Source organism: Anaerotignum lactatifermentans DSM 14214, from assembly GCF_900142265.1.
Taxonomy (GTDB): domain Bacteria; phylum Bacillota; class Clostridia; order Lachnospirales; family Anaerotignaceae; genus Anaerotignum; species Anaerotignum lactatifermentans.
This window is the reverse complement of record NZ_FRAH01000008.1, coordinates 1-26,883: the sequence shown is the minus strand read 5'-3', so window position 1 is coordinate 26,883 and position 26,883 is coordinate 1. Positions and strand designations below refer to the sequence as shown.

23 protein-coding genes are annotated in these 26,883 nt (G+C 46.4%); 11 read left to right on the top strand and 12 right to left on the bottom strand.

Going from position 1 to position 26,883, the window contains the following annotated elements:
* Nucleotides 1–86 precede the first annotated feature (86 nt).
* The gene (locus tag BUB35_RS03605) at nt 87–1,277 is read right to left on the bottom strand and encodes a zinc-ribbon domain-containing protein (RefSeq protein WP_072849212.1); all 1,191 of its coding nucleotides are present in this window, start codon (nt 1,275–1,277) and stop codon (nt 87–89) included.
* Nucleotides 1,278–1,475: 198 nt separating this feature from the next.
* Between BUB35_RS03605 and BUB35_RS03600 the strand changes: the two genes are divergently transcribed.
* On the top strand, nt 1,476–1,805 hold the full coding sequence (locus BUB35_RS03600; RefSeq protein ID WP_072849210.1) for a helix-turn-helix domain-containing protein: 330 nt from the start codon (nt 1,476–1,478) through the stop codon (nt 1,803–1,805).
* 174 nt (nt 1,806–1,979) lie between these two features.
* Here BUB35_RS03600 and BUB35_RS03595 read toward each other — a convergent pair whose 3' ends face one another.
* Complete coding sequence (locus BUB35_RS03595) at nt 1,980–2,864, bottom strand: restriction endonuclease (RefSeq protein ID WP_242949191.1); 885 nt, start codon at nt 2,862–2,864, stop codon at nt 1,980–1,982.
* A gap of 175 nt (nt 2,865–3,039) precedes the next feature.
* Nucleotides 3,040–3,492 (bottom strand): helix-turn-helix domain-containing protein, encoded by a 453-nt coding sequence (locus BUB35_RS03590; RefSeq protein ID WP_084730544.1) that lies wholly within the window; start codon nt 3,490–3,492, stop codon nt 3,040–3,042.
* Nucleotides 3,493–3,599: 107 nt separating this feature from the next.
* Here BUB35_RS03590 and BUB35_RS03585 point away from each other — a divergent pair, with 107 nt between their 5' ends.
* Nucleotides 3,600–4,691 carry a serine/threonine protein kinase gene (locus tag BUB35_RS03585; protein WP_072849206.1) on the top strand — a complete coding sequence of 364 codons (1,092 nt, stop codon included), beginning with the start codon at nt 3,600–3,602 and terminating at the stop codon, nt 4,689–4,691.
* A 95-nt stretch (nt 4,692–4,786) separates the two neighbouring features.
* Here BUB35_RS03585 and lysS read toward each other — a convergent pair whose 3' ends face one another.
* The 3 genes from lysS to BUB35_RS03570 all read right to left on the bottom strand — a co-directional run bounded on the left by lysS (nt 4,787) and on the right by BUB35_RS03570 (nt 8,334).
* Nucleotides 4,787–6,691 carry a lysine--tRNA ligase gene (gene lysS / locus BUB35_RS03580; protein ID WP_096348613.1) on the bottom strand — a complete coding sequence of 635 codons (1,905 nt, stop codon included), beginning with the start codon at nt 6,689–6,691 and terminating at the stop codon, nt 4,787–4,789.
* Between the two features lie 78 nt (nt 6,692–6,769).
* Nucleotides 6,770–7,249, bottom strand: coding sequence for a transcription elongation factor GreA (gene greA / locus BUB35_RS03575; RefSeq protein WP_072849202.1), 480 nt, complete (start codon nt 7,247–7,249; stop codon nt 6,770–6,772).
* A 170-nt stretch (nt 7,250–7,419) separates the two neighbouring features.
* A complete protein-coding gene (locus BUB35_RS03570; RefSeq protein WP_072849200.1) occupies nt 7,420–8,334 on the bottom strand; it encodes a hypothetical protein in 915 nt (304 codons plus the stop codon).
* Nucleotides 8,335–8,750: 416 nt separating this feature from the next.
* Between BUB35_RS03570 and nifJ the strand changes: the two genes are divergently transcribed.
* The 3 genes from nifJ to BUB35_RS03555 all read left to right on the top strand — a co-directional run bounded on the left by nifJ (nt 8,751) and on the right by BUB35_RS03555 (nt 15,248).
* Complete coding sequence (gene nifJ / locus BUB35_RS03565; protein ID WP_072849198.1) at nt 8,751–12,281, top strand: pyruvate:ferredoxin (flavodoxin) oxidoreductase; 3,531 nt, start codon at nt 8,751–8,753, stop codon at nt 12,279–12,281.
* 475 nt (nt 12,282–12,756) lie between these two features.
* Complete coding sequence (locus BUB35_RS03560; RefSeq protein ID WP_072849336.1) at nt 12,757–13,995, top strand: dicarboxylate/amino acid:cation symporter; 1,239 nt, start codon at nt 12,757–12,759, stop codon at nt 13,993–13,995.
* Nucleotides 13,996–14,510: 515 nt separating this feature from the next.
* Entirely contained in the window at nt 14,511–15,248 is a 738-nt protein-coding gene (locus BUB35_RS03555; RefSeq protein ID WP_072849196.1) for a hypothetical protein, read from the top strand.
* A gap of 104 nt (nt 15,249–15,352) precedes the next feature.
* On the opposite strand, the gene BUB35_RS03550 is transcribed toward BUB35_RS03555, so the two are convergent.
* Nucleotides 15,353–16,063, bottom strand: coding sequence for a 4Fe-4S binding protein (locus BUB35_RS03550; RefSeq protein WP_072849194.1), 711 nt, complete (start codon nt 16,061–16,063; stop codon nt 15,353–15,355).
* Nucleotides 16,064–16,164: 101 nt separating this feature from the next.
* On the opposite strand from BUB35_RS03550, the gene BUB35_RS03545 reads away from it, so the two are divergent.
* Both BUB35_RS03545 and BUB35_RS03540 read left to right on the top strand, forming a co-directional pair.
* Nucleotides 16,165–16,824, top strand: coding sequence for a Crp/Fnr family transcriptional regulator (locus BUB35_RS03545; protein ID WP_159432857.1), 660 nt, complete (start codon nt 16,165–16,167; stop codon nt 16,822–16,824).
* A 120-nt stretch (nt 16,825–16,944) separates the two neighbouring features.
* Complete coding sequence (locus BUB35_RS03540) at nt 16,945–17,601, top strand: hypothetical protein (RefSeq protein ID WP_072849192.1); 657 nt, start codon at nt 16,945–16,947, stop codon at nt 17,599–17,601.
* A 193-nt stretch (nt 17,602–17,794) separates the two neighbouring features.
* Here BUB35_RS03540 and BUB35_RS03535 read toward each other — a convergent pair whose 3' ends face one another.
* The 5 genes from BUB35_RS03535 to proC all read right to left on the bottom strand — a co-directional run bounded on the left by BUB35_RS03535 (nt 17,795) and on the right by proC (nt 23,999).
* Entirely contained in the window at nt 17,795–19,102 is a 1,308-nt protein-coding gene (locus tag BUB35_RS03535) for a GntP family permease (protein WP_072849190.1), read from the bottom strand.
* Nucleotides 19,103–19,136: 34 nt separating this feature from the next.
* Nucleotides 19,137–19,928, bottom strand: a complete 792-nt coding sequence (locus tag BUB35_RS03530) for an enoyl-CoA hydratase-related protein (RefSeq protein ID WP_330391064.1) — start codon at nt 19,926–19,928, stop codon at nt 19,137–19,139.
* Nucleotides 19,929–20,136: 208 nt separating this feature from the next.
* Entirely contained in the window at nt 20,137–21,531 is a 1,395-nt protein-coding gene (locus BUB35_RS03525) for a sigma-54 interaction domain-containing protein (protein WP_072849188.1), read from the bottom strand.
* A 639-nt stretch (nt 21,532–22,170) separates the two neighbouring features.
* The gene (locus BUB35_RS03520; protein ID WP_072849186.1) at nt 22,171–22,989 is read right to left on the bottom strand and encodes an S-layer homology domain-containing protein; all 819 of its coding nucleotides are present in this window, start codon (nt 22,987–22,989) and stop codon (nt 22,171–22,173) included.
* A 200-nt stretch (nt 22,990–23,189) separates the two neighbouring features.
* Entirely contained in the window at nt 23,190–23,999 is an 810-nt protein-coding gene (gene proC, locus BUB35_RS03515) for a pyrroline-5-carboxylate reductase (protein ID WP_072849184.1), read from the bottom strand.
* A 154-nt stretch (nt 24,000–24,153) separates the two neighbouring features.
* On the opposite strand from proC, the gene BUB35_RS03510 reads away from it, so the two are divergent.
* The 4 genes from BUB35_RS03510 (at nt 24,154) to BUB35_RS03495 (ending at nt 26,687) form a co-directional block, all read left to right on the top strand.
* Entirely contained in the window at nt 24,154–24,507 is a 354-nt protein-coding gene (locus tag BUB35_RS03510; RefSeq protein WP_072849182.1) for an arsenate reductase family protein, read from the top strand.
* Complete coding sequence (locus BUB35_RS03505) at nt 24,489–24,998, top strand: GNAT family N-acetyltransferase (protein WP_084730542.1); 510 nt, start codon at nt 24,489–24,491, stop codon at nt 24,996–24,998. Before BUB35_RS03510 ends, BUB35_RS03505 begins: the two co-directional genes overlap by 19 nt.
* A 348-nt stretch (nt 24,999–25,346) precedes the next feature.
* Complete coding sequence (locus BUB35_RS03500; protein WP_072849180.1) at nt 25,347–26,093, top strand: SIMPL domain-containing protein; 747 nt, start codon at nt 25,347–25,349, stop codon at nt 26,091–26,093.
* A 177-nt stretch (nt 26,094–26,270) separates the two neighbouring features.
* Nucleotides 26,271–26,687, top strand: a complete 417-nt coding sequence (locus BUB35_RS03495) for a hypothetical protein (RefSeq protein WP_072849178.1) — start codon at nt 26,271–26,273, stop codon at nt 26,685–26,687.
* Nucleotides 26,688–26,883 lie beyond the last annotated feature (196 nt).

Below are 26,883 nucleotides of genomic sequence, written 5' to 3'. Positions count from 1 at the left end.
GGGGTATAGAAATTTTAACTGAGAAATACGAATTTTTTAAAATTGCTGTCCCACAAATACCTATCTAAAACTGTCTCCTTTTATCATTATCCAACTCTAGTGCAGTGCATGTGATCTGCTGCTAAATTATAGGCATCACCATAATAAGGATCTGACATCTGAATTGCTGTAGCTGTAACATAAAGTTCTCCATTTGCAAATTCAAGAGTAATATCACCACAGTTATTCCATCCATCTTCTTCATAAGATGTCGTTGCCAAATTACCACTAACATTCAACACCAAACCATCTACTCCCACAAAAGCGGTGGAATGGTAGAGTGCTGCCATATCCAGTTTATACTGGTTACCCTCTTTATATATGCTCAAAGTAGTGCCAGAGCTGATTGTTTCACCATTCTCTCCTATTTCGGGCATGCCATAATCTGTAATGTACCACTCCCCAAGATAATTATCAATTCCATCTTGTTTCACTGGCTGTACTGGTTGAGATGCTGTTTCCATAGCAGATGCTGTAAAACTGCCCAATGTGTTGCCGGGAACCATATAAGACCCAGCTAATACAACTACCAGAGTGTCTTCTTTCTTTGTATTTTCAAAGGAACCACTGCTCAAAGGCAAACCCACAATATCAACATAATCATCTTCAAAAGTATTGTCCAAAGTGCCATGATAAAAAACCCAATAAGGCTGGAAATTATCATCCATTACATTCAATTCTGTAATATATTCTCCATTACCAATACTCTGCTCAAAGATCTGATTCACCCTTACATTCGACAGCACCATCATTTTGTCGCCGTATTTATCGTCGTTCTTAAAAATATGCTTATATGTAATAGAAGTATCTACCAGATCTGCAGAAATATCTTCTTTTGTCTTTGCAGGGAACAAATTATCATGTTCCTGTAAAAACATATGCGCTTTCCCTGTGATTGCAAAAGAAACACTGCTTCCGTCCTGAATTGTCTGATACAACTCCAAAGCACTCATTTTTTCAGACTCTTCCGTCTCTACTTGCACCTGTTCTGTGGGTTCCGTATCCTCTGAATCTCCAAAAAGACAGCAAAGCATTGCGCCACCTAAGATAACCACCAGAATAATCAACAGCATTTTGAACCCGGATTTCTTTTTTTCCAGCGGCTGCGCATTTTGATTCTGGCAGCTCTCTGCACTTTGCGGTTGTGGTGCAGGTGTCCCACAATTACTGCAAAAGTTTTCATCTTCCTGCAGTATCCTGCCGCACTTTGTGCAAATTTTTTCTGTACGTTGTTCCATAGTTTTTGCACCCCTTCATTTTTGTTTCTTATGCCAAAAGTAACTATTTGTTTTTCTTTCTTGCCCCCTTTTGCTTAGAAAGTCCATTTAACCTCATTATACATAAAATACCACTTATAGTCCATAAAAAACCATTAACAGTATATTTTTATAACAGTTACTTTATGGGTAAAGTAATAGGATAAGAGGTGATGTACGATGAATTATGAACATCTTGGACAGCGTATCCGAGAAGAACGCCTGAAACACAACCTTACCCAGTCAAAACTGGCTGAAGATGTGAATATATCCGATTCTTACTTAGGTTATATCGAACGCGGAGAGAGAAGCCTTTCCCTAGAAACACTGGTAAACCTGGCAAACCGTCTTGGGGTGACGGTGGATTACCTGCTTCATGACAGCATCTCTCCCAGCGACGAAACCATCGTGGATCAATTCCGCAGTTTGATTGACCAAAAATCAGATGCAGAAAAACAAATGGCAATCGATGTGCTGAAAACCATGTTTTCTTATTTGGACCACGAATGATTCTTCTTCAGTATAAGCAAAAACAAATTTTCTTTCGTTAGCTGTCAGCTAATTTGGCATGAAAAAACGGTAGTCTTTTGACTACCGTTTTTATCGTGTAAATATAAAAAAGAAAGGCTGCTATAGAGCAGCCTAAAGTGCAACATAAAATTGCTAAAGAGAAAAACATTTTCATTATTGTGTGTCGTTATTCACAACCCAAATTTTTTTCAGAGGAATCAATTCTTTGATTTCATCATCCATTTGATCGTAGTACTTAAGAAACTCCTCAATAATTTCTTTATGGGTCCAAAGCCGGATTTCAAAGAACTGTTTCGCTGTCTCATTGATGACTGAAGATTTGAACCCACTCCATGACACCAACAAGCCATATTCAGCACCAAAGTTTTTCATCACGCCGCCCAACTGATCCAAAACAATTCGATCTACTGGTGCATCTGTAGATTTCACCTGAACACAGATTTTGGGGCTTCCAAAACCAAGTGTACCGGCAGAAGCCAAAATATCCACGCCTTTATCCGGTCCAGCAGGGCTGACATATGTCGTGAATCCCTTTGCCCGAAGAATTGCGTCTACAATTTTTGCCAAACCATGTCCCTTCGTCTTTTGGATAATCAGGTTTGTAATAACTCCCAGAGCTTCATTTTCAATATCCCGTGATTCTTCTTCATCCCGCGACTCCCGCAGCATAAGGGGTGGCACTTTCTTTCCCTGCTTATGTGCATTGATAACCGCTTTTATACGTTCTTCCTGTTTGATACGGCAAATGGTCATAAATGCCCCAAAGGAATATAAGATATCCTGATCAAAAGCTGTGCGTGGGATGTCACAGGCAAACCAATCAACTTGATGTGCATGATAATAAGGATTATCGTTGTTAGGCAAAAATTCGTAATCCCCTACGATCTTTCCAAAATGAATTACAGGTTTGATTTTGCTAGGCATAGCAATGATCTCTCCCTTTTTCATCTCATGGGCAAAAGGCCATACTTGACTCGCCCAGTTCATTGCTGTTTTTACCTTTACATCCGGATCGTTGTCCACAAAATACTGCTGCAACTCCTGCTTCGTACTGAACTTCATGATGGATTCAGGGAGATTATCCCAAGTACAGTACACTCTACCGTCCTCAAGAAATTTATTCTCAAACTCGCCATATCTCCCGGCACGGCATAACCACATCGGCATTTTGATACCCCCTCTTACAGTTTCCTATTGTGACACTTCTTCAATTTCATTTTTGTCGTTCATCCTCAAACAAGCTGTCAAATCCCATTTCGCCCAGCCGTTCTTCCGTCTGCAACACCGTATTTCCATGATAGATGCAGAACATAATGACCGCATCCCGCTGATCTCTGCTATAGAGCTGACAGCGTCCGCCAATCTGCAGCAATCTCTGGGTTTCTTCCAGATTCAGCCCCATGGCAAAAGCCAAAAGAAGCAGTTTATCCCGGCTGACATTCTTCTTTTTCCCCGTAAAAATCTCATAGACATAAGTCTTGTCAATGCCGCTGCTCTTCCGCACCTCTACGCTGTCCAGTTTCTTTTCTTCCAGTAGTGACTTGATATATTCCGCCAGTGTCATACTACCCACCAGATATTTTTTCTCCTCTTTCAGATAGGATGCCACATCCTTAGAGCGAAACAATTCCTTTGCCAGTTCTTCCGTTGATTTTTCCCACATCATACAATGCCCCCTCCTGCCTTTCTTAGGACAGTATACTAAGTTATGCTTGCCATTTCAAGAGAGAGCCATTAATATCAAAGGGAGCAAAGAAAAAAGGAGTCACTACTATGGAACAGTTTGCAGCAGGTTTTGGCAGTTATGAAAGACTTTGTTCGCTGGCAGAAACCGCCAACAGCACCGTCTTTCTCATTCGTCAGCAAAAGCGATTATATGTGGAAAAAATCATAGAAAAAGCCTCCATGAATTATGAAGGATACAAAGAACTGATACATCTACGGCATCCGAACATTGCCGATGTGTATCAGGTGTTGGAAAACGAAAAGGAAGTCTATGTTTTTCAGCAGTACATCTACGGCAGGACCTTGGCAGAAATGCTTCTGCAAAAAGGTCTGTTTTCCATGGAAGAAATGCTGGATTATACCATACAAATCTGTGATGCCATTGCCTTTCTCCATAAACAAAATCCGCCTCTGATTCACAGAGACATCAAGCCGTCCAACATCATGTACACAGAACATAAAGAAATCAAACTGGTAGACTTAGGCACCATTCGTTCTTTCAAAGATCACGCCCCCAAGGACACTGTCTGTCTGGGAACACCGGAGTATGCGGCACCGGAACAATTTGGCTATGCCCAAACAGACAATCGTTCCGACATTTACGCTATTGGTATTTTATGCTATCAATTCCTCACAGGAAAGGAAATCATAAAGGGACGTTCCTTGGCAGAACAGATTGCAGAAAACAGAGAAACCATTCCAAAAATATTTTCCCGTGTTCTGCTGCGGTGCTGTGCCTTTGATCCCAAAAACCGCTTTGCATCCATGCCACAACTTCTGATGGAACTGCGGAGAATCCAACTGATCTATAAACGTAAGGGCGGCACCCTCTGGGGCAGAATACTCTATGCCACACCGGGATTCCGTACCGATACCCTCTGGAAACAAATTATAGCGGTTTTTGGCTACCTGCTGATGGCACTTTGGTTTCTATTGATGATAGCTACGCCGGGACATACCCCCCTTGGGATCTTCAACCGTTACTTTGTCCCTTTAATCTTCTGGGCACTGGCAACGAATTTTCTGGATATCTGGCAGTACATTCCTTTTTTCCAGAAAAATATTGGTACACGGATATTGCTCATCATTCTATTTTTTGTTTTTGATTTCATGATTTCTGTATGGTTTTTAGTCCTTTAGAAAAACAGATTTTCATTGGTACAAAATTGGTACAATTTGGTACAAAAAAGGCGTTTTCTCTTCCGAGAAAACGCCTTTCGCATTTCTATTTTAAATTAGTACAGTTTTGCACCTGCGGGGATTCTATCATCCACCATCAGCAGGTTCAGACCTTCGTGACCATCCACTTCATGTACAGCGGAGATCAGCATACCACAAGAGTCAATGCCCATCATGTTACGAGGAGGCAGGTTTGTGATAGCGATGCAAGTTTTGCCTACCAGTTCTTCGGGTTCATAGAATTCATGGATACCGCTCAGGATCACACGATCTGTGCCGCTGCCGTCATCCAGCACGAATTTCAGCAGTTTTTTGCTCTTAGGCACTGCTTCACATGCTTTTACTTTTACGGCTCTATAGTCGGATTTCGCAAATGTATCGAAGTCCACGAATTCTTCAAACAGAGGTTCTACCTTTACGTTGGAGAAGTCGATTTTTTCCGCTACGGGAGCAGCCACAGCAGCAGGAGCTTTTGTTTCTGCTTTCTTAGGCATGTCCAGGGGTTTCATTGTGGGGAACAGAATTACGTCTCTGATGGAAACGGATTCTGTCAGCAGCATAACGAATCTGTCGATACCTACGCCCAGACCGCCTGTAGGAGGCATACCATATTCCAGAGCTGTCAGGAAGTCTTCATCGATCATGTTTGCTTCGTCGTCGCCTGCTTCTCTCAGGTATTCCTGATATTCAAAACGATGACGCTGGTCGATGGGGTCATTCAGTTCGGAGTATGCGTTACCATATTCTCTACCAACGATAAACAGTTCGAAACGTTCTGTGAATTCCGGTTTATCGGGTTTTCTCTTTGTCAGAGGAGAGATTTCAACGGGGTAGTCGATGATGAATGTAGGCTGGATCAGGTTCTTTTCTACGAATTCTTCGAAGAACAGGTTCAGGATATCGCCTTTTACATGACGTTCTTCATATTCTACATGATGTTCATCAGCGATTCTCTTAGCTTCTGCTGTATCAGCTACCTGATCGAAGTCTACGCCGGAGAATTCTTTAACAGCGTCTACCATGGTCTTTCTTGCGAAAGGTTTGCCCAGATCCAGTTCGTGACCGCCGTAAACCACTTTTGTGGTACCCAGTACGTTCTGTGCAACGGTACGGAACATTTCTTCTGTGATGTCCATCATGCCGTTATAGTCTGTATAAGCCTGATACAGTTCCATCAGGGTGAATTCGGGGTTATGACGAACGGAGATACCTTCGTTACGGAATACACGGCCGATTTCATACACACGTTCAAAACCGCCCACGATCAGACGTTTCAGAGGCAGTTCCAGAGCGATACGGCAGTACATGTCGATATCCAGTGTGTTATGGTGTGTGATGAAAGGTCTTGCGGAAGCGCCGCCGGGAATGGTCTGCAGTACAGGTGTTTCCACTTCCAGGAAGCCCTTGCCATCCAGGAATTTACGGATTTCTGTGATGATGCGGGAACGTTTGATGAATGTGTCACGCACTTCGGGGTTCACGATCAGATCCAGATATCTCTGACGGTAACGCAGTTCCTGGTCTTTCAGACCGTGGAATTTTTCGGGCAGTACCTGCAGGCTCTTGGACAGCAGTGTCACTTCTTTTGCGTGTACGGAAACTTCCCCTGTTTTTGTTTTGAATACGAAGCCTTTGATGCTGATCAGGTCGCCAATGTCGAATTTTTTGAATGCGGCATAAGCTTCGTCGCCGATGTCGTTACGACTTACATAAGACTGGATGTTGCCGTTTCTGTCCTGAATGTTGCAGAAGGACGCTTTCCCCATGATACGTTTGCTCATAAGTCTGCCGGCGATGGCAACGTCTTTGCCTTCCAGTTCGTCGAAGTTGTCTTTGATTTCATCGCTGTGATGTGTTACTTCGCATTTTGTAATTTCAAAGGGGTCTTTGCCTTCAGCCTGAAGCTGTGCCAGTTTTTCCCGTCTGATTTTAATCTGTTCGCTCAGTTCCTGCTGTGTCATTTCCTGTGCAGGCTGGTTGTTCTGTTCTGCCACTTTGTTTTCCTCCGTTTCCGTGTTCTCTTATGCAAAAAATAAAAATTATTTCTGGATGTTCAGAATTTTAAATGCCACTTCGCCGTCGGGTGTATCTGCCATAACGGTTGCGCCTACCTTCTGACCCAGCAGAGCCATACCCAGAGGGGATTCGTTAGAGATTCTGCCGTTCATAGGGTCTGCTTCTGTGGAACCAACGATGGTGTATTCCATTTCTTCGTCAAATTCCACGTCCAGTACTGTTACTTTGGAGCCCAGGTTGACAACGTCCATTTTCAGTACGTCTTCGTCGATAACTTCCGCGTTGCGCAGCAGGTTTTCCAGCTGTATGATACGGCTTTCGATTTCGCCCTGTTCTTCTTTCGCAGCGTCATATTCGGCATTTTCAGACAAGTCGCCCTGTCCTCTTGCTTCTTTGATTTTTTCTGCTACTTCTTTTCTGCGTACGGTTTTCAGGTTTTCCAGTTCCTGTTCCATTTTTTTCAGACCGTCATAGGTCATGACTACTTTTTTTGCTTCTGCCATTGCTTATTTCATCTCCTTGCGGGTTTTATCCAATTTTTCAAAAATAGGGATTTTCCTTGATATTACAAGGAAAAGGGAGGGCTTACCGAAATGCCCTCCGAAAATTCATTGATAAATTATATACTAAGGTAAGTAATTTTGTCAATGTTTTCTCCCGGGAAAATGCGATTTTATCCCTGTTTTTTCGGAATTTTTCGTCTTTTTCCGCCCAGAAGAAAACCGACGGGACACAACTGTCCCAAACCGGCTTTTGCCTCTGCCGCTTTTTCGGCGCCGGGCGCATCAAAATACGCCCGAAACATCTGATTTTCACAATAAGTACGGGCTTCTGTCAGGGCACCTGCCTCCATCTCTTTTTGGTTGCCAAAGAAAAATCCGTCTGCCGCCAGCACATCGGCGCGGCGCAGGGCAATACTCTCCGTAACGGTACCGTTGCCCACCAAATCCAGAAACACAGCCCCTTCCGCCAGAGCATAAGCCATGGCGCCGTTGCCCTTCGCGCAGGAAAGGACCACATCTGCCTCCCGAAAAACGCCGTAGCCCACGGAGCTGAACACTTCCACCACCAGCCCTCTTTCCTCCAGGAACCGTTCCTGCCATGACACGAAAAAAGGCTGACGGTCTGTGAGGATACCCAGACGATTCACCCAGCCGGGCAAAGCTGCCAGTGCCGCTTCCGTTTCCCATTCGCCGCCGTCTGCCACCACGAAAGAAGCTCCTTCCTGTCGTTTGCCCATGGCTTCCAGCCCTGTGGCTGCGGCTTCTGCCCCGAATATGGGATAGAGTTTTCGTCCTGTGGCAAAGGGCAGGATATCCCCAGGCAAGTCTGCTGCCATAGGTGAAAGGGCAATCTTTGCTCCCCCATCTGCTGCCTGTTGCAGCAACTCTCTGGCTTTCTCCCGCCACGGAGGCAGAAAACAGCCGTCCCTATCCGTCTGCAAGCACCAGCTGCCCTCCGCCGTTTCCACCCACGGGCAATACTTCAGCTGCCATTTCTCTGCCCAGCTTTCCGGCAGTTTCCCCACCCACTTGGGACGATGCCGCTGGGATTTCTGCCGCAGACATGTGATGTTGATGATTTCCATGGAAACGCCTCCTAAATCGTTAATTTATAAACAATCTTTTTGCATTTTTTGTCATACAATCCTTTGCAATCCCCTGAAATCTGCCCCTGTTTTTCCTTGAATTTCCTCTTTTTTCCAGCCCTTTCGCAAACATGTGCCTCACCAATTTGACGATGTATCAACGAAAATACAATAATTTATTGTTTTTTCTTTTTTCTGTACACAACAATTTCGTGATTTTTTTGCTCGTTTTTTCCTGTTTTCTCCTTTTTTCGGAATTTTTTATGGTTAAATTGCACAAATTCACAGCCGAATGTCAAACAAATTGACTTTTTTTGTTTTCTTTTTGGTAATTTCTTGACAGTGTATGCAGAATACATTATCATGAAATTACAGTTATTACGGGGACATTTTATTTATATGAAAGGAGTTTTTCCATGAACACAAAAATTATGAAAACCATGGACGGGAATGAAGCGGCTGCTTATATCTCTTACGCATTTACAGAAGTCGCTACCATTTACCCTATTACCCCTTCTTCTCCCATGGCAGAACACGTTGACAGCTGGTCTGCAAACGGCAAGAAGAACATCTTCGGTCAGACAGTACGTCTGGTAGAAATGGAATCCGAAGCAGGTGCCGCAGGTGCTATGCACGGCGCACTGGAAGCTGGTACACTGACAACCACATACACAGCTTCTCAGGGTCTGCTGCTGATGATCCCCGGCATTTACCGTATTGCCGGTCAGCTCAAACCCGGCGTATTCCATGTAAGCTCCAGAACCGTTGGTACACATGCTTTCTCCATCTTCGGCGACCATTCCGACGTTATGGCTTGTCGTCAGATCGGTGTGGCAATGCTGTCCTCCGCTTCCGTACAGGAAGTTATGGACCTGGGCGGCGTAGCACATCTTTCCGCTATCAAAGGCAGCGTACCTTTCATGCATTTCTTCGATGGTTTCCGTACTTCTCACGAACTGCAGAAAATCGAAGTCATGGACTACGAAGATATCGCAAAACTGCTGGATGAAGACGCACTGCGCAAATTCCGCAAAAACGCACTGAACCCCGAACATCCCGTACAGCGTTCTACCGTACAGAACCCTGACGTATTCTTCCAGAACAGAGAAGCACAGACACCTTTCTATACACGTCTGCCTGAAATCGTGGAAAACTACATGCACGAAATCAACAAAATCACAGGCAGAAATTATCAGCTGTTCAACTACTTCGGCGCACCCGATGCAGAACACGTTCTGATCGCTATGGGCTCCATCACTGGCGCAGCACAGGAAGTTGTGGAATATCTGACAGCAAAAGGCGAAAAGGTTGGTTTCCTGCAGGTTCACCTGTACCGTCCTTTCTCCCTGAAACATTTCTTAGGCGCACTGCCTGAAACAGCGAAAATCGTTACCGTTCTGGACAGAACAAAAGAACCCGGCGCACTGGGTGAACCTCTGTACCAGGATGTATGTTCCGCACTGACAGAAGCAGGCAGAACGCCTCTGGTACTGGCAGGCAGATACGGTCTGTCCTCCAAAGACGTAACCCCCGCACAGGTTGTTGCTGTCTTTGACAACATGAAAGGCGAAAAGAAAAACCACTTCACCGTTGGTATCATTGACGACGTTTCCATGACATCCATCGAAGTTGGCGCAGAACCCGAAGTAACAGACGCAAGCACCATCTCCTGCAAATTCTGGGGTCTGGGCTCCGACGGTACTGTTGGCGCAAACAAAAACTCCATCAAGATCATCGGTGACCATACAGATAAATACGCACAGGCATACTTTGAATATGACACCAAAAAATCCGGCGGTATCACAAAATCTCACCTGCGTTTCGGTGATGTGCCTATCCGCTCCAGCTATCTGGTATTCAAAGCAGACTTTGTGGCATGCCACAACCAGTCCTACATCTCCAAATATGATATCGTTTCCGAAATCAAACCCGGCGGTACTTTCCTGCTGAACTGCGGCTGGAAAGGCGAAGAACTGGAAAAACACCTGCCTGCTGACGTAAAACGTTACATCGCAAACAACAACATCAATTTCTATACCATTGACGCTGTTGAAATCTGCCGTGAAATCGGTCTGGGCAACAGAACCAACTCCGTTCTCCAGTCCGCATTCTTCAAACTGGCAAACATCATCCCCGTTGATGACGCCGTTGGCTACATGAAAGCAGCCATCGAAAAATCTTACGGCAAAAAAGGTGAAAAAGTCGTTAACATGAACTATGCCGCTGTAGACGCAGGTCTGACAGGTCTGGTAAAAATCGACGTTCCCGAAAGCTGGAAAGACGCAAAAGACGTGGACAAAGAAGAAATCAAACGCGTTCTGCCTGAATACGTTGAAAAACTGCTGGTTCCCATGAACGCACTGAAAGGCGACTTGCTGCCCGTATCCGTATTCGTTGGCAGAGAAGACGGTACCGTACCTCTGGGTACTTCCGCTTACGAAAAACGTGGTGTTGCCATCGACGTTCCCGAATGGGATGCAACAAAATGTATCCAGTGTAACCAGTGTTCTTACGTATGCCCTCATGCATGTATCCGTCCTTTCCTGCTGACAGAAGAAGAAGCGAAGAACGCACCCGAAGGCTATGTAACAGAACCCGCAAAAGGCGCTGGCGAAATCGCGCAGTATCGTTTCCGCATCCAGGTTGACCCTCTGGACTGCCAGGGCTGTGGTGTCTGCGTAACAGCATGTCCCGCAAAAGAAAAAGCGCTGGTAATGAAACCTCTGGATACTCAGATGCACGAACAGCCTAACTGGGACTTCTCTCTGGCTCTGTCCGATAAGAAGAACCCTATGGACAAATACAGCGTAAAAGGCTCTCAGTTCGAACAGCCTCTGCTGGAATTCTCCGGCGCATGTGCAGGCTGCGGCGAAACAGCTTACGCAAAACTGATGACACAGCTTTACGGCGACCGTATGTATCTGGCAAACGCTACAGGCTGTACACAGGCTTGGGGCGCTGCTGCACCTTGCGTACCTTACACAACAAACAAAGAAGGCTGGGGCCCCGCATGGAGCAACTCCCTGTTTGAAAATAACGCAGAATTCTCCCTGGGTATGGTTCTGGCAGTAGAACAGCAGAGAGAACGCGTAACCATGAAGCTGAAAGAACTGCTGGCTCTGGTAGATGATGCAGATCTGAAAGCAGCAGCTGACGTATGGCTGGCAAACTACGATGACGGTCACAGAAGCAAAGAAGACACCAAAGCTCTGCTGGCAGCTCTGGAAAAAGTTTCCGTAAGCGGTGAAGCGGCAGACCTGAAAGCCTTCATCATGGATAACAAAGAACACCTGACCAAGAAATCCATGTGGATGTACGGCGGCGACGGCTGGGCATACGACATCGGTTACGGCGGTCTGGATCACGTACTGGCTTCCGGCGCAGACGTAAACGTACTGGTGGTTGACACAGAAGTTTACTCCAACACAGGCGGTCAGTCCTCTAAAGCAACACCTATCGGCGCTGTGGCACAGTTCGCAGCAGGCGGTAAAGCAACTGTGAAGAAAGACCTGGGTATGCTGGCAATGAGCTACGGCTACATCTACGTTGCACAGGTTGCTCTGGGCGCAAACCCTGCACAGCTGATCAAAGCCCTGAAAGAAGCAGAAGCTTACAAAGGTCCTTCCCTGATCATCGCTTATGCGCCTTGTATCAACCACGGTATCTCCAAAGGCATGGCAAACGCACAGCTGGAAGCAAAACTGGCAGTGGATGCTGGCTACTGGTTCCTGTACCGTTACAACCCCGATCTGAAGAAAGAAGGCAAGAATCCTTTCATCCTGGATTCCAAAGAACCTTCCATGGATTACAACGACTTCATCATGGGCGAAGTTCGTTACGCTTCCCTGGTTCGCACCTTCCCCGAAACAGCAAAAGTGCTGCTGAAAGAAGCTGCTGACAAGGCGAAAGAAAAATACGAAGCATACAAGAAGCTTGCAGAACAATAACCCCGTAACATACTGTTTGCAGGCAGCAAAAAACCTGGCGAGTCAGCCGGCAAAGCCGGCTGAACCTCGCCCCCTTGCAAACAGATGGGCTTTCGGCAAGGCTCCATGAATATTTGTGATAGACTCTGGGAAAAAGAGGTCATGTCCATTGGGGGCTTCATCAGAAGAAAATTTTCTTCTGATGACAGCCGCCGCAGTTTCCCTTAAGAAATCAAAAACCAATGTTTTCTTAAGGGAAGCCTGCTGGACATGCCTCTTTTTCTATTATGTAAAAATTCCATATTTTTCCATTGTATGAATATCCATACATCATTTTCGTCAATTGTAAAAAAAGTACAAAAAAATACGCATTCTTTTGGCGAAAATCCTTGTCAAGGTTTTCGTGTATCTTTATAATAAGGAACGGATAAAAATTCAATGAGAAAATCATAAAAATAGGAAAGGAGTGTTTACATTGACGAGCCAAAAGAAAAAAATGCCTCTGGCTTTCTGGATCTTCCTTGGTCTGATCATCGGTATCGTGGCAGGTCTGCTGCTGATGAACGCAAACCTGTTCGGCATGACCGGCGTTGACTTCGCGAAAGCTTATATCCAGCCCTGGGGTACCATTTTCCTGAACCTGCTGAAATTCATCGTCGTGCCCATTGTGATGTTCTCCATTGCGGCTGGCGTCATCTCCATGAAGGACATTCGCCGTGTAGGCGCCATCGGCGGCAAAACACTGATTTATTACATGTGCACCACCGCTTTTGCCGTAACACTGGCACTGATTCTGGCAACTCTGTCCAAAGGTATGTTCGTTGTGCTGGACCCTTCCGGCGCTTCCTATACCCCTGCAGAAGCCCAGAGCGTTATGGATACCATCGTAAACATCTTCCCCTCCAACTTTGTGAAGCCCATGGCTGAGGCTTCCATGCTGCAGGTCATCGTCATTGCCCTCTTTGTGGGCTTCGGTATCCTGCTGGCTGGGGAAAAAGGCATCCTTGCCGGTCAGGTGGTAGAAAGCTTCAATGAAGTGTTCCTGAAAGTCATGGACTTCATCATCAAGCTGTCCCCCATCGGCGTTGCCTGCCTGATCTGCCCCGTTGTAGCAGAAAACGGTCCCATGCTGCTGACAAACCTCATCATGGTACTGGCTGTGGCATATGTAGGCTACATCGTACACATGGTTGTGGTATATTCCCTGACCATCAAGACACTGGGCGGCGTTTCTCCTCTGAAATTCTTTAAGGAAATGATGCCTGCTATGATGATGGCATTCTCCTCCGCTTCCTCCGTAGGCACACTGCCCTTCACCATGGAAGCTGCGGAAAGACTGGGCGCTCGCAGAGAAGTAGCTGGTTTCGTACTGCCTCTGGGCAGCACCATCAACATGGACGGTACTGCCATTTATCAGGGTGTTTGTGCCGTATTCATCGCCGCTTGTTACGGCGTTGACCTGACACTGGGTCAGATGATTACCATTGTACTGACAGCCACACTGGCTTCCATCGGTACAGCTGGTGTTCCCGGCGCTGGTCTGGTTATGCTGGCAATGGTACTGGAAAGCGTTGGTCTGCCTGTGGCTGGTATCGGTCTGGTTGTTGGCTTCGACCGTATCTTCGACATGGGTCGTACCACCGTTAACATCACCGGTGACGCTGCCTGCGCAACCATCGTTTCCAAACTGGACGACAAACGCAATGCCAAACTGGATGCAAAAGCAAAAGCATAAAAAACGAAATATCTTTGGGGGCATCTTCATAAAAAAACAAAGAAAGCCAAAATCCTTATCATGACAAAGGATTTTGGCTTTCTTATTTTATTAAGATTTTATTTGTTATGTTTTCTTATGAAGACAGCCGTCGCAATTCCCCTTAAGAAATCAATAAAATAAAAAACAATGTTTTCTTAAGGGGAAGTTGCTTTGGGAATCTTCTTTTTGGAGATTCCCAATTTTTTTGTGATTTTTCATCATGTTTGGCAGCAACAAAGCAGAACAGCCCAGATAAAATCATAATCAAAATAAGAAAGCTGGAATCCTCTCTATCATAAGGATTTCAGCTTTTTTGTTTTCTGATGAAGATGCCCATCCTTTTGTCATTACCACTTCTCCCATTCCTCGGGCTTCCTCCTTGCGGATAGGAAAATCTATGGTATTATAAAAATAAGACTTTCTGTCATTTTCAGAAAATTCGATTCTTGTTCTTTTAGGCACATTGGAAACAGAAAAGAAAGGAGATGTGTCCTATGGCAAATATCTCTAGTGCATCAGGCACCATACATTTAACGGGAAGATGGACAAAAGCAGCGGTGGAAGCATTGCTTCCAGTACTGGACGCCTGGAAATTTTACGGAGAATACGGTCTGCAATGGTACGATACCCCAAGCTTACAGGAGCGTACGGTGGATTTTTCCGGCTGCGGACGATGGTCATTTTCGGAAACACTGGATTCCTTCCATGATTGGACTTGTGGACTGCTAAAAGAAAAGCCCCAACGGAACGGACAGCCCATCTGCACCTTAACGGAAGAAGCATATCAAAAGTTTTTGCAGATCATGGCGGAAAGAGACCTGAAACTCACCTTTGATTTTGAAGACAAAGAAGGAGGCGTCGGTTTCCGTGTCCACTGCGTCTGCAAACTTTCCAGCGACGGGGAAAGACTGCACTGTAAACAGACCCGTTTTGAAGGCATCCGCGCCACATCGGCGGATATGGAAACAGCCATCGACTTTTTCGCTCAGTTTCTCACCCATGCGGATCGGGAAAAATTGCAGGAATGGATCGAAGACCGTATTGATTTCTTAGATTTGTTCCGCACCTACGCACTGTATGAATACGACCAATTCATCTATGATTTTCTGGAATATATGGATGACCCTTTCCCGGATTTCTGTCGGGAATTTTCTCCAGATACGCCAGCATGGAAGTCCCTTTGCGAAGATTACGAAGACATCGTCGGAAACCTGCCGGAAGATGGGGATTGATTGAGAAATGGCTGTGTCCTTAACATAGCCTCTCATAAAGACAACAGCAAACACAAAAGACCGAACTTCCTTTCCAAAGGAAATCCGGTCTTTTTCTATATCATTTACTTATCTAAAATTTTGCCGTCTGTGGAGATAGTCACCACCTGCCAAGGGATGAATTTACCGCTGGCCTGCAATGCTTTTTTCGCTGCCAGTTCCATGCCGCCGCAGCAAGGTACTTCCATACGGACGATGGTCACGCTCTGGATGTCATTCTGTTTGATGATTTCTGTGAGCTTTTCGCTGTAATCCACCATGTCCAGTTTGGGGCAGCCCACCAGTGTGATTTTGCCTTTCATGAATTCCTCATGGAAATTGCCGTAAGCATATGCGGTACAGTCTGCCGCAATGAGCAGCTTCGCACCGTCAAAGTAAGGGGCTTTGATGGGTGCCAGTTTGATTTGCACAGGCCACTGACGCAGTCTGGAAGGCACCGCAACAGGAGTTGCTTCTTCTTCTCTTTTTGCTGCCATTTTTTCCTGCACTTCCAGCAGTTTGCTCTGGCTGCCGGGGCAAGCGCAGGGTGTTTTGCCTTTTTTCGCCATATTTGCCTGCACAGCCCCTTCGTCATAAGCTGCCGCTTCCCGTTCCACAAATGTGATAGCACCTGTGGGACATACGGGCAGGCAGTCCCCCAGACCGTCACAGTAGTCATCCCGCAGCAGTGTGGCTTTGCCGTCTACCATACCAATGGCACCTTCGTGGCAGGCCTTCGCACACAGACCACAGCCATTACATTTTTCTTTATCAATCTCTATAATTCTACGAATCATGTGGTTTCCTCCTCGTTTTTCCGTCCTTGTTTTTCTGATAACAGTATGCTATACTGCGGGAAAATAGTATGTTGTTTTTCCAACAAAAAGGAGGGGGTCTTTTGATAGAACCATCAAAATTGGCATCTCTGCCCTTTTTTCAGGGCATTTCTCCTGAAGATATGACGAAGCTTTTAGAGGAACTGGATGCAAGAGAAGTTTTTTATGAAAAAGGCAGTTTTCTGGTACATGCCGGGGATAAAATCACGGCGGCAGGACTCATCCTTTCCGGGGAAGTTCATATCCTGCGGGAGGATTTCTGGGGCAGCCGGGCATTGGTGGCGCAAATCCCGTCGGGGGCATTTTTCGGGGAAACCTATGCCCTTTTGGATACAGCGGCAGAAGTAAGCGTATTGGCTGCTGCAGACACAACGGTGTTATACCTTTCTCTGAACCGGATACTGGCACCCACCGGGCAGACCAATCCCCTTTTTGCCCTCCTCTCCCGCCGTCTGCTGCAAATCTTCGCCGGACGGAATTTGACACTGACGCGGAAGATTGCTCACGTCACCTGCCGCAGCACAAGGGAAAAACTCCTGTCCTTCCTGTCCTCCTGCGCACAGGATTCCGGCAGCGCTGTTTTTTCCATTCCCTTTGATCGGCAGCAATTGGCGGATTATCTGGCAGTGGAGCGCAGCGCCATGTCAGCGGAACTGAGCCGCATGAAAAAGGACGGGCTGCTGGATTACCACAAAAATCATTTCCGGCTCTTCACAAAATGAATGATTACAGCAATATTTCAAATTTCTTAAACTTCCCTGAAAATCCCGTTTTTCTTTGCAAACCATGGTATAATAAAGACGAAAACATCAAGACGAAAAATATGAAAGGAGTCTTACAAAATGAAAAAGAAACTGGCCATTGTGCTCAGCTGCGCCCTGGCTGCGACACTGCTGTTCGGCTGTACATCCAAAGAACCCACAACGACAGAAGGTGAAACACAGCAGCAGAAAACAACCACAGAAACAGATGCCGCTGACAGCGAACTGACTGCGGAACAGTTCCAGACACTCTATGACGGCGCATTTGCCATCTACAAACAGATTGTACTGGAAGGCTTTGAAATGAGCACCACAGACATCATCGACGTAGACGGTTACACCTACAACCGCGTAACAGACGAACGTTTCCCCGATATGGAAGCATTCCGCACCTATCTGGGACAGTACTTCACACAGAACATGATGGACACTGACATCTTTGCTGAAAACAACATCCGTTTCACAGAAGGCAAAGGCGGCGGTCTGTATGTACTGGACGGCGCAAGAGGCACAAACATCTTCTATGCAGGCTATGTCATGGGTGAACCTGTGAAAACAGATACAGGCATGTCCGTAACTGCTACTGCATACTACACCAAAGACGGCAATCCTTACGAAGGGGAAACATTCACAGAAGCCCCTGCAGACCCTTCCCAGTACGAAACAACAGATTACACATTCAATCTGGTACAGGAAGACGGACAGTGGAAATTTGATACCTTCCATCTGTTCTACTAAGTTACAAAAACGCCGACCTATCTTCGGCAAGCCTTAACAGACAAAAACAGCTGAAATCTCTTGTATTTTCGAGGATTTCAGCTGTTTTTTTGGGCTATTTTCGTTCCATTTAGAAATTGAGAGAGAGAAAATGGCGTTTTCCAAAAGCGGCTTTCCCTGAAAATGCCCAATGGAAAACTGTTTTTTGTTATTTTTAAAGTCCCATAGAAACCAGCGGGATAAAGATGAACAGTGTCAAAATGGGAATGAGGATCTGTGTCACAGCAATATCGAAGTAAGCTTCTTTATGGGTCAGTTTGCAGATGCCAAGCAGGGTGATCTGTGCGCCCTGATGAGGCAGGGTATCCAGCGTACCTGCGGCAATGGCGCCGATACGATGGACAGCTTCCAGACTGACACCCATGCTTTTATAGGTATCTGTCAGAGCCGCAAAGGCAACGCCCATACCGCCGGAAGCAGAACCGCATACGCCTGCACAGATGGCAATGGTCACGGCAACGAATACCAAGGGGGAGATGGACAGATTTTGCAGGTTATTGATGAGGTATGTAAAACCTTCTGTCTGTTCCACTACGCCGCCAAAACCAACGACGATGGCTGTATTCAAAATGGCTGTGCCGGAGTCGGCAGCGCCTTTGTTAAAGACTTCAATCCAGTGAGAAACATCTGCCACTCTCCGGAACATGAGCACCACTGCCAGAATGATACCTACGGTTACAGATGTTTCCACAGGCAATTTCACCACATTGAAGCAGATGATGATGGCTGCAATGGGAATCAGCGCAATGATGGGATGGGGCAGGTTTTCGGATGTTCTTTCTTCCAGTTCCTCCGGGGCAAGCTGGGTTTTCAGGCTATCGTCAAAGAACAGTTTGCCTTTTTTGGTGAAGCTGCGGGCGCGCCATTCCAGCCAGACAAAGATCATGAGGAATTCCGCCGCTGTGGCAATGAGGGAGGGAATGAGCGCAGCAGTGGCAGGTGTGCCCAGACTTTTCATGGCAATGGTATTCTGTATGGAAGGCGAGCCCGGCGCTGTCATAGACCAAGTCCAGCAGCCTGCGGAAATGGCAGCAGGAATGAGCCGCCGAGTCAGGTTAGCACGTTTGAACATCTGCAGGGCAATGGGATAGACCACGAAGAATACCACGAAGCCGCTGACACCGCCGAAGGTCAGCAAACCAGTGATGCACATGATCATAGGCGCTACAAAGTGGTTATGGGACAGACGCCCCATGGCAAGGGCAATGGATTCCGCTGCCCCTGTAAACTGATAAACTGCCCCGAACAATGCCCCTACGAAGAAAATCAGGAAATATTGGGTGATATAGTCTGATGTGGCAGGCATAAAGTCATTGAGCAGGGTATCCAGCACAGGCATCCCCGACAGCACAATGACGAATATGGTCACCAGCGGCGCCAGAATCAGGGCGCTCATCTGACGGAATGCCAGCACGCCGAACAGCACAATGGCAATGACCAGCACCAATACGCTAAAATTCATTTGTCCTCCTCCTTCCCCATTTCACACAACAGCATCAACGGAATACGGGTTTCTGTTTTTTCAGAAACGCATGCATACCCACTTCTTTATCCTCTGTAGCAAAGCACAGACCTACCAGGTCTTTTTCCACTTCCAGACCATTCATCAGATCCATGTCTGCCCCTTTGTTGATGGACAGTTTTGCGTATTTGATGGCAACAGGAGATACTTTCAGGATGTCTGCCATAAGGGCTTTTGCCGCATCCAGCAGTTCTTCCGCAGGGACTACTTTATTGACCAGACCATAGGACAGGGCTGTCTGGGCGTCGATATGTTTGCCTGTGTAAATCATTTCTTTTGCCAGACCTGCACCAATCAAACGGGGCAGACGCTGTGTGCCGCCGAAGCAAGGGATGATGCCCAGTGTTACTTCGGGCTGACCGAATACTGCTTTTTCGGAAGCGATACGGATATCACAGCTCAGTGCCAGTTCACAGCCGCCGCCCAGCGCAAAGCCGTTGACTGCGGCAATAACGGGCTTGGGCAGTGCTTCGATTTTGTTGAATGTTGCCTGGGCATAGCCTGCGTAATCTCTGCCCTGTTCACTCTTATAGGGTTCCATCTGGACAATATCCGCACCGGCTACAAAGCCTCTGCCTTCCCCAGTGATGATAACGCCGTAAATTTCCGCGTCCTGGGCTGCCATATCAAAGACTGCCTGCAATTCGTCCAATGTCTGATTGTTCAGCGCGTTGAGGGCTTTGGGGCGGTTCATGGTTACGACCAGTACGTGTCCGTCCATTTCTGCTTTTACGTTTTCCAGTTTTTCTACCAATGTCTGCATCATGATTCATTCCTCCTAAAATCCTTTGTTTTTGTGAAATGTGTATAAAACAAACGGAAATACACCTGCTGTTTTTGACAGGAAACCCCGTATTTTGGGCATAAAAAGAACATCTGCTGTTTTCGCGTTTTTTCACGAAACACCCGACACATTTGACGGGAAGAAAATCCGCAAAAACAGCATGCGGTGTAGCTTCCGTTGTCAGTCTGATTTATTTTTTCTGTAAATCGTACTTGGCGATTTTTTTATATAAAGCACTGCGATGGATGCCCAGTTCATTGGCAGCAGCCTGACAATTCCAGCCGCAGACTTTGAGCACATCCAGCAGGATGCCTTTTTCGTATTCCTCCATCATCTGATTCAGCTTCTTACTGCTGCCCCCTTCCCCTGCCAGATGATGGCGGGAAACCATTTTAGAGGGCAGGTCTGTGAGCTGTATGAGAAAGTCCTCACAGGCAGCATAAGCGCTTTTGATGACGTTATCCAACTCTCGGATATTCCCCGGCCAGTCATAGCTGACAAAGCACTCCCGGACTTCCGGCGAAAGGGAAATGGCTGTCTTATAATCGGAATTGAGCCGATTGAGGAAGTAGGAAGCCAATTCCACAATATCCCTCCGTCGCTCCCGCAAAGGCGGCAGTTCGATGTCCAGCACATTCAGGCGATAGTACAGGTCTTCCCGGAATTCCTCGGCGGCAATCATTTCCGGCAGGTTTTTCCTCGTGGCAGCAATGATGCGCACATCTACGGGGATGGGCTGATAACCGCCGATTTTTTCCACTTCTTTTTCCTGAAGGACCCGCAGGAGTTTTGCCTGCATGCCCAAGGGCATATCACCGATTTCATCCAGAAACAGTGTGCCGCCGTCTGCCAGTTCAAACTTACCCTTCTTGCCGCCTTTTTTGGCTCCTGTGAAAGCCCCCTCCTCGTAGCCGAACAGTTCGCTTTCCAGCAGTTCATTGGGGATGGCAGCGCAGTTGATGCTGACCATAGGCTTTTCTCTGCGTTCGCTGCTGTTATGGATGGCATGGGCAAACACTTCTTTGCCGGTGCCTGTTTCCCCCGTCAGCAGCACCGGGAAGAATGTTTTAGCTGCCTTATAGCCTGCCTTCTTCACTTCCGCGAAACGGCTGCTGTTGCCGACGATTTTATCAAAGGAACACTGGCTGTTGCTGCGGTTTTGGTATTCCTCACGGTAAAACTCATAAGCGGCATATTCCCGCATAAGCTTCTTGGCACTGTCCAATGTCTGCAAACGGAATTTGACCTGTGCCACACCGGCAATGACCTTATGGTCGTCATCATAAACGCAGGAACGGTTGACCAGAAAGATGCTGTCGTTTTCATCATCCCGCTCCTCGCTAAGCCGGAGAATGGCGCCTTCCTCCCGGTAGCCATAATTGACGATGTCAATCATTTTGGTATTGGGGATGATTTCCGCGATGCTGCGACCGATGGCATACTCTTTGGTGGTCTTCAGATACTTGCAGTACTGGTCATTGATGTCTGTAATGACCCCGTTGGTATCGACTACCACGAAGCCGTCGTCTGTCAGTGTGAGGATTTCATCAAATATATATTTATAACGATTTTCTGTGGATTCCATGTTGCTCCCTCCTTTCCTCTCATCATACCACCGGAAATCCCTGTCCATGGAAATTTTTCTCCATTTGGAAACAGGTTTCTCTTTTTGGAAACATCATTCTCCATTTGGAAACAAGATTCTCTGTTTAGAAACATCATTCTCCATTTGGAAACACATGTTACAGCTGCAAAATAGAAGTTTTTGAGGCTGTTCAGATGTTTTTTTCCCTTTGTTTTGGGCTTTTCCGATGTTTTGAGGAAATTTCCAGTTCTCACAGGCTTATTTCTGAAATCAAAAGGCTATGGGAATCAGCTTTCTTTCTTTTTTCCTTCACCCTATATAAAAGCAAGTATTGTGCCAAAAAGCGAATTTTTTCTCTTTTTTTCCAAAAAAGCAAAGAAACCTTGAAAAATCAAGGTTTTTAGGGGTGCCTTTATTCTTTTGCAAATAAAAATTCCAAGCTGACTTTCCGCCATTTGTCGCCAAATGGAGAAAAGGGCACAAAAACGGCTGTCTTCAGAAGAAAACATAACAAATAAAATCGGAATAAAATAAAAAAGCCAAAATCCTTATTATGACAAAGGATTTTGGCTTTCTTTGTTTTCTTATGAAGATGCTCCCCAAAAAGAAAAGCGGTTTTGTGCAAACAATCAGAATAAATTATTCAGCGGGTGTTGTATCAGCGGGAGCTTCTGCTGCTTTCAGGTCAGCTGTCAGCATCAGCATTTCAGCAACCTGTGCTCTTGTAGCATCAGCTTTTGCATCTACATCAGCTGCAACCAGTTTCAGGCTTACTGCCCAGCTCATAGCGTCTTTTGCCCAGTCGGAAGCTGTAGCAACGTCTGTAGCTGTTTCAACTGTTACGTCAACGCCTTTGTACTGAGCGTAGTTGTACAGGATCTGTACCAGCTGTTCTACTGTCAGGTTTGCTTTAGGAGCGAATTCTGTTTCGCTAACGCCTGTCATCAGGTCTTTGTCAGCTGCCCACAGGCAAGCTGTAGCGTACCATCTGCCGATTTCAACGTCTGTGTAAGCAGATTCTGTTGCAACGTCTGTTGCGCCTTCTTTATTGTACAGGATCTGAGCCAGCATTGCTCTCTGCAGAGATGCTTCAGGTTCAAATGTTGTGTCTGTTGTACCAGCCATCAGTTTGTTGTCATAAACGTATTTTACTGCGTTGTAGTAAGCTGCGTCTGCTGCAACGTCTGTGAAGGGCAGAGTAGTTGTTTCTGCTGTTTCGCCGCCTTCAGGTGTTGTTGTTTCGCCACCTTCGGGTGTTGTTGCTGTACCGTCAGAAATTACGTACTGACCCATTTCGTCCTGTTTCATAACTTCTTCGGGAACTTTGCCCTGTTCCAGAGCGCCATAATAAGCTGTGTCTTCATCCCATGTGGTGCCTGCTGCGAATGCTACTGTGGGCATAGCCATCATAGCAGCCAGAGCCATAGCTACCATACGACCGTATTTTCTGTTTTTCATACTGTTTTCCTCCTCAACTCACCATAATTTTTTTGTTGTTTCAGTATTAAAATTACCCGCGTAACCATTATAACGAATTCCACGCTGTAATTCAATGAAATTTTGTCAATTTTCGTGTAAATGTAAAAAAAATGAAATATTTCCCTTTTAAGCGTTTTTCACAAAGGAAAAAGCTTGGGCAAAACACCGCAGTCCTTTGATCAAACCTCTCCGCGTCCGATCTTTTTATCTTTTTCCAGCACTGCGTCAAAAGCCGCTACCACTGCCGCTTCGAAGCCTTTTGCCTGGAGTGTGGTAACACCTTCGATGGTGGTGCCGCCGGGAGAACATACCTGATCCACTAAAGACCAAGGGGCTTCCCCACTTTTGAGCACCATTTCCGCACTGCCTTTGACGGTTTCCGCTGCGATTTCCAGCGCCTGTTTCTTGGGCATACCCGCTTTCAGTGCGGCTCTTGCCAAAGCGTCCATATACATATAGGCAAAGGCAACAGATGCGCCGCCGATGACACTGAAAATACCGAAATGATTTTCAGGGATTTCTGCCACACTGCCAATGGTAGCAAAGACTGCCTTCACCGCTTCCAGCTGCTCTGCTGTCACAGCATCGTTATGGCAGATGCCTGTGGTGGATGCGCCGATTTTGGCGTTGATATTGGGCATTACACGAACGATGGGCATATCTTTGGGCAAGTTTTCTGCCAGATACGCCAATGTTTTTCCTGCGGCAATGGACACCACCAAGGGTTTCTTTGCTGCGAAATCTGCCTGCAAGCCCGGCAGGATTTCCGCCAGAATATGGGGTTTGACACCCAGCACCACCACATCGCTTGCGGCAATGACTTCTCCGGCTGTCTGGCAGCTGTTTGCGCCGCAGGCTTCCGCAAGTTTTGCCGCGGAAGTCACAGTCTTGCTAGTGATAAAAATATTTTTTCCGTCATAACCGTTGGCAGTCATGCCTTTGACAATGGCGCTGACCATATTGCCGGCGCCGATGAATCCAAATTTCATAGACTCCTCCTCCTTTTCTCTCTTGTCCCTATTGTAGCATGTTTAAGGGAGGAAAAAAAGCGAAATCTGACCGTCTGCAAAAACCTTTTGTCTTTTGCCCTGCCCCATGCTATACTGAAAAAAATATCATGGAAACAAAAAAGGAGGGACTCACATGTCCGTATTATTTCTGGAATACCCCAAATGCAGCACCTGCAAAAAAGCCAAAGCATGGCTGGAAGGTGCAGGTGTAGACTTTATCGACCGTCATATCGTGGAAAACAATCCTACCGCGGAAGAACTGAAACAGTGGCACGCCAAAAGCGGTCTGCCCCTGAAAAAATTCTTCAACACCAGCGGTATGCTTTATAAGGAAATGCAGCTGAAAGACAAGCTGGCGGACATGAGCGACGAGGAACAGTTTGCCCTTTTGGCTACCAACGGCATGCTGGTGAAACGTCCCCTCATCATCGGCGATGATTTTGTGCTGGTAGGCTTCAAGGAAGCAGAATGGGAAAGACTGAAATGATGAGCAAAGAAATGCGGCAGGCTGTTCTGGAGGATGTGCCCACCATCCTTGCCCTGCTGCAAAAACGCATCGACTGGATGGACGAAAAAGGCTTGTATCAGTGGAACAAGACCGCTTATCTGACCGTATACCCTGCCGAATATTTTGCAGAGCGCATAGGGGAAAACAGCGTGTTTCTTGCCATGGATGGGGACAAAGCCATTGGCGTCATTGCCCTTTTTGACGTAGACCCCAGATGGGACAACGACAAAGACGCTTATTACGTCCATCACCTTGCCACAGACCCTGCTTATCCAGGATTGGGACGGGAAATCCTCACCTTTGCGGAAACCTATGCCCGCAACGCCGGAAAAGAAGTGCTGCGGCTGGATTCCCAGAAGGTCAACGACGATTTGAGCCGTTATTATGAGGCATTGGGCTATCCTGCCGTGGGAGAATGCATCGACGGAGCCTATGTGGGCATCAAACGGGAAAAACCTCTGAACGGCTGAGCATCCCCGAAAGGAGGACGCCATGAAAAAGAAGGAAAAATCCAAAAAAGAAAAACGGCGCAATATTTTTTTGCATATCTTTGAATTTGTGGTGGACGGGATTCTGACCATATTGGATGCCATTTTCTGAAAGCGGGAATCATCATGGGAAAAAAGAAAGAAAAGAAAAAACGTAAGAGTCTGTTGGAAGTCCTTCTGAATTTGCTTTTGCATATCATTGAATTTATTTTTGATCTTTTTTGAAAAAAAATCAGAAAATCCTGCAACTTTTCTGTATTTTTCCTCGTCCAAAAGAAAAAAGGAATCCGTATGTAAGAAAGAGTCCTAAACTGGAAAGGGGTTGTTGGTATGAAAAAATGGAAAAGAAACATGATGGCATGTATGGCAGCGGCAGTACTGGCTTTGGGCATGAGCACTATAGCGCTGGCAGCGGAACCTGCGGCAAACACCATTACCGTAAACGGACAGGGCATCGTGAAGGTAGCACCTGATGTAGCCACCATCCATGTGACTGTGGAAAAGACCGCAAAAACAGCAGCGCAGGCACAGAAAGATGTGAATGAAGAACTGACAGACGTCATTGCTGCCATGAAAGCACTGGGCGTTACAGAGGAGGATATTGTGACATCTCACATCTCTGTATATCCTTCTTACCGTTATGACGAAAAAACCGACAAACAGGTTCTGGAAAATTATCAGGCTTACACCTCTGTGAATGTGACCACCAACGATGTGGACAACGCTGGAAAATATGTAGACGCTGCGCTGAACGCAGGGGCAACAGGCACCAACGGCGTCACATTCTCTCTGGAAAAACCGGAAACCTACTACAATCAGGCTTTGACAGAAGCCGTAAAAGCAGCCCAGTCCTCTGCCACAGCCATTGCACAGGCTTACGGCAAACCGCTGGGACAGGTGGTATCCGTTGTGGAAAACAGCCGCAACACATCCACCAGCTATAAAGAAATGAATTACGGTGCAGAAGAAGCTATGGTCATGGATGCTATGGCAACAGGCAGTGCCAACAGAAACACCAACATTTCTTATGAAGACATCGAAGTAAGCGCAAACATCACAGCCGTTTACGGATTCTAACATGTTCGGATGAAAGGCTAGGTCCTTTCAAAAGCAATCTAAAAAATCAGAAAGCTGGAATTCTTTATGAGGATTCCAGCTTTTCTATTTTCCGAATGTTTTCTTAAGAATATATCTGATTTCTTGACAGCCCCCTTCCTGTCCGTTATGCTAAGCAAAAACAAAAAGGAGCGACCTATGAAAACAACCCTGACACAACCCTTATATTCCCTGCCCTACAGCCTCCACGACGGGTATCTAACAAAACTGGAGGCAGACGAAGAAACGCTGGTCTGCCACTTTCCCTACGGTATTTTTTCCACTGATTCCCCATGTGAACAGACGGCAATGGCAAAAGTCATATTGACGGGTATAGACTGGGATTCTTCCTTTCTATATGTTTTTGATGGACCGGGGGAAACAGGGGCTTTTTCCGGCGAAAAATGGCTTCTAAAGGATTTTCTGCCCCATTTGGAACGGCTGGAGGTCATTGACGAAACATATGGCTATTGGCAGGCAAAATGGAGCGGTCTGCTGACAAAGGGAGAGGCACTGGTAGAATGTATGGTAGAGGTGTGCTACAGCGGAGAAATGGTGTATGAGATAGAGGAATGATCAAAAAAGCCCGCAGGATGAAAGTTCGATTCTGCGGGCTTTCTATGTGGTAGATGGATTTGAGCAGCGGCACTCGGGTTCCATGCTTTTTCTTTTGAACAAAAAAAGACATCCCTGCAAATTCCTTTCGGAATTGCAAGCGTTGATGTCTTTACCGGAGAAGGAGGGATTTGAACGACCCACCTCATCAGCAAAG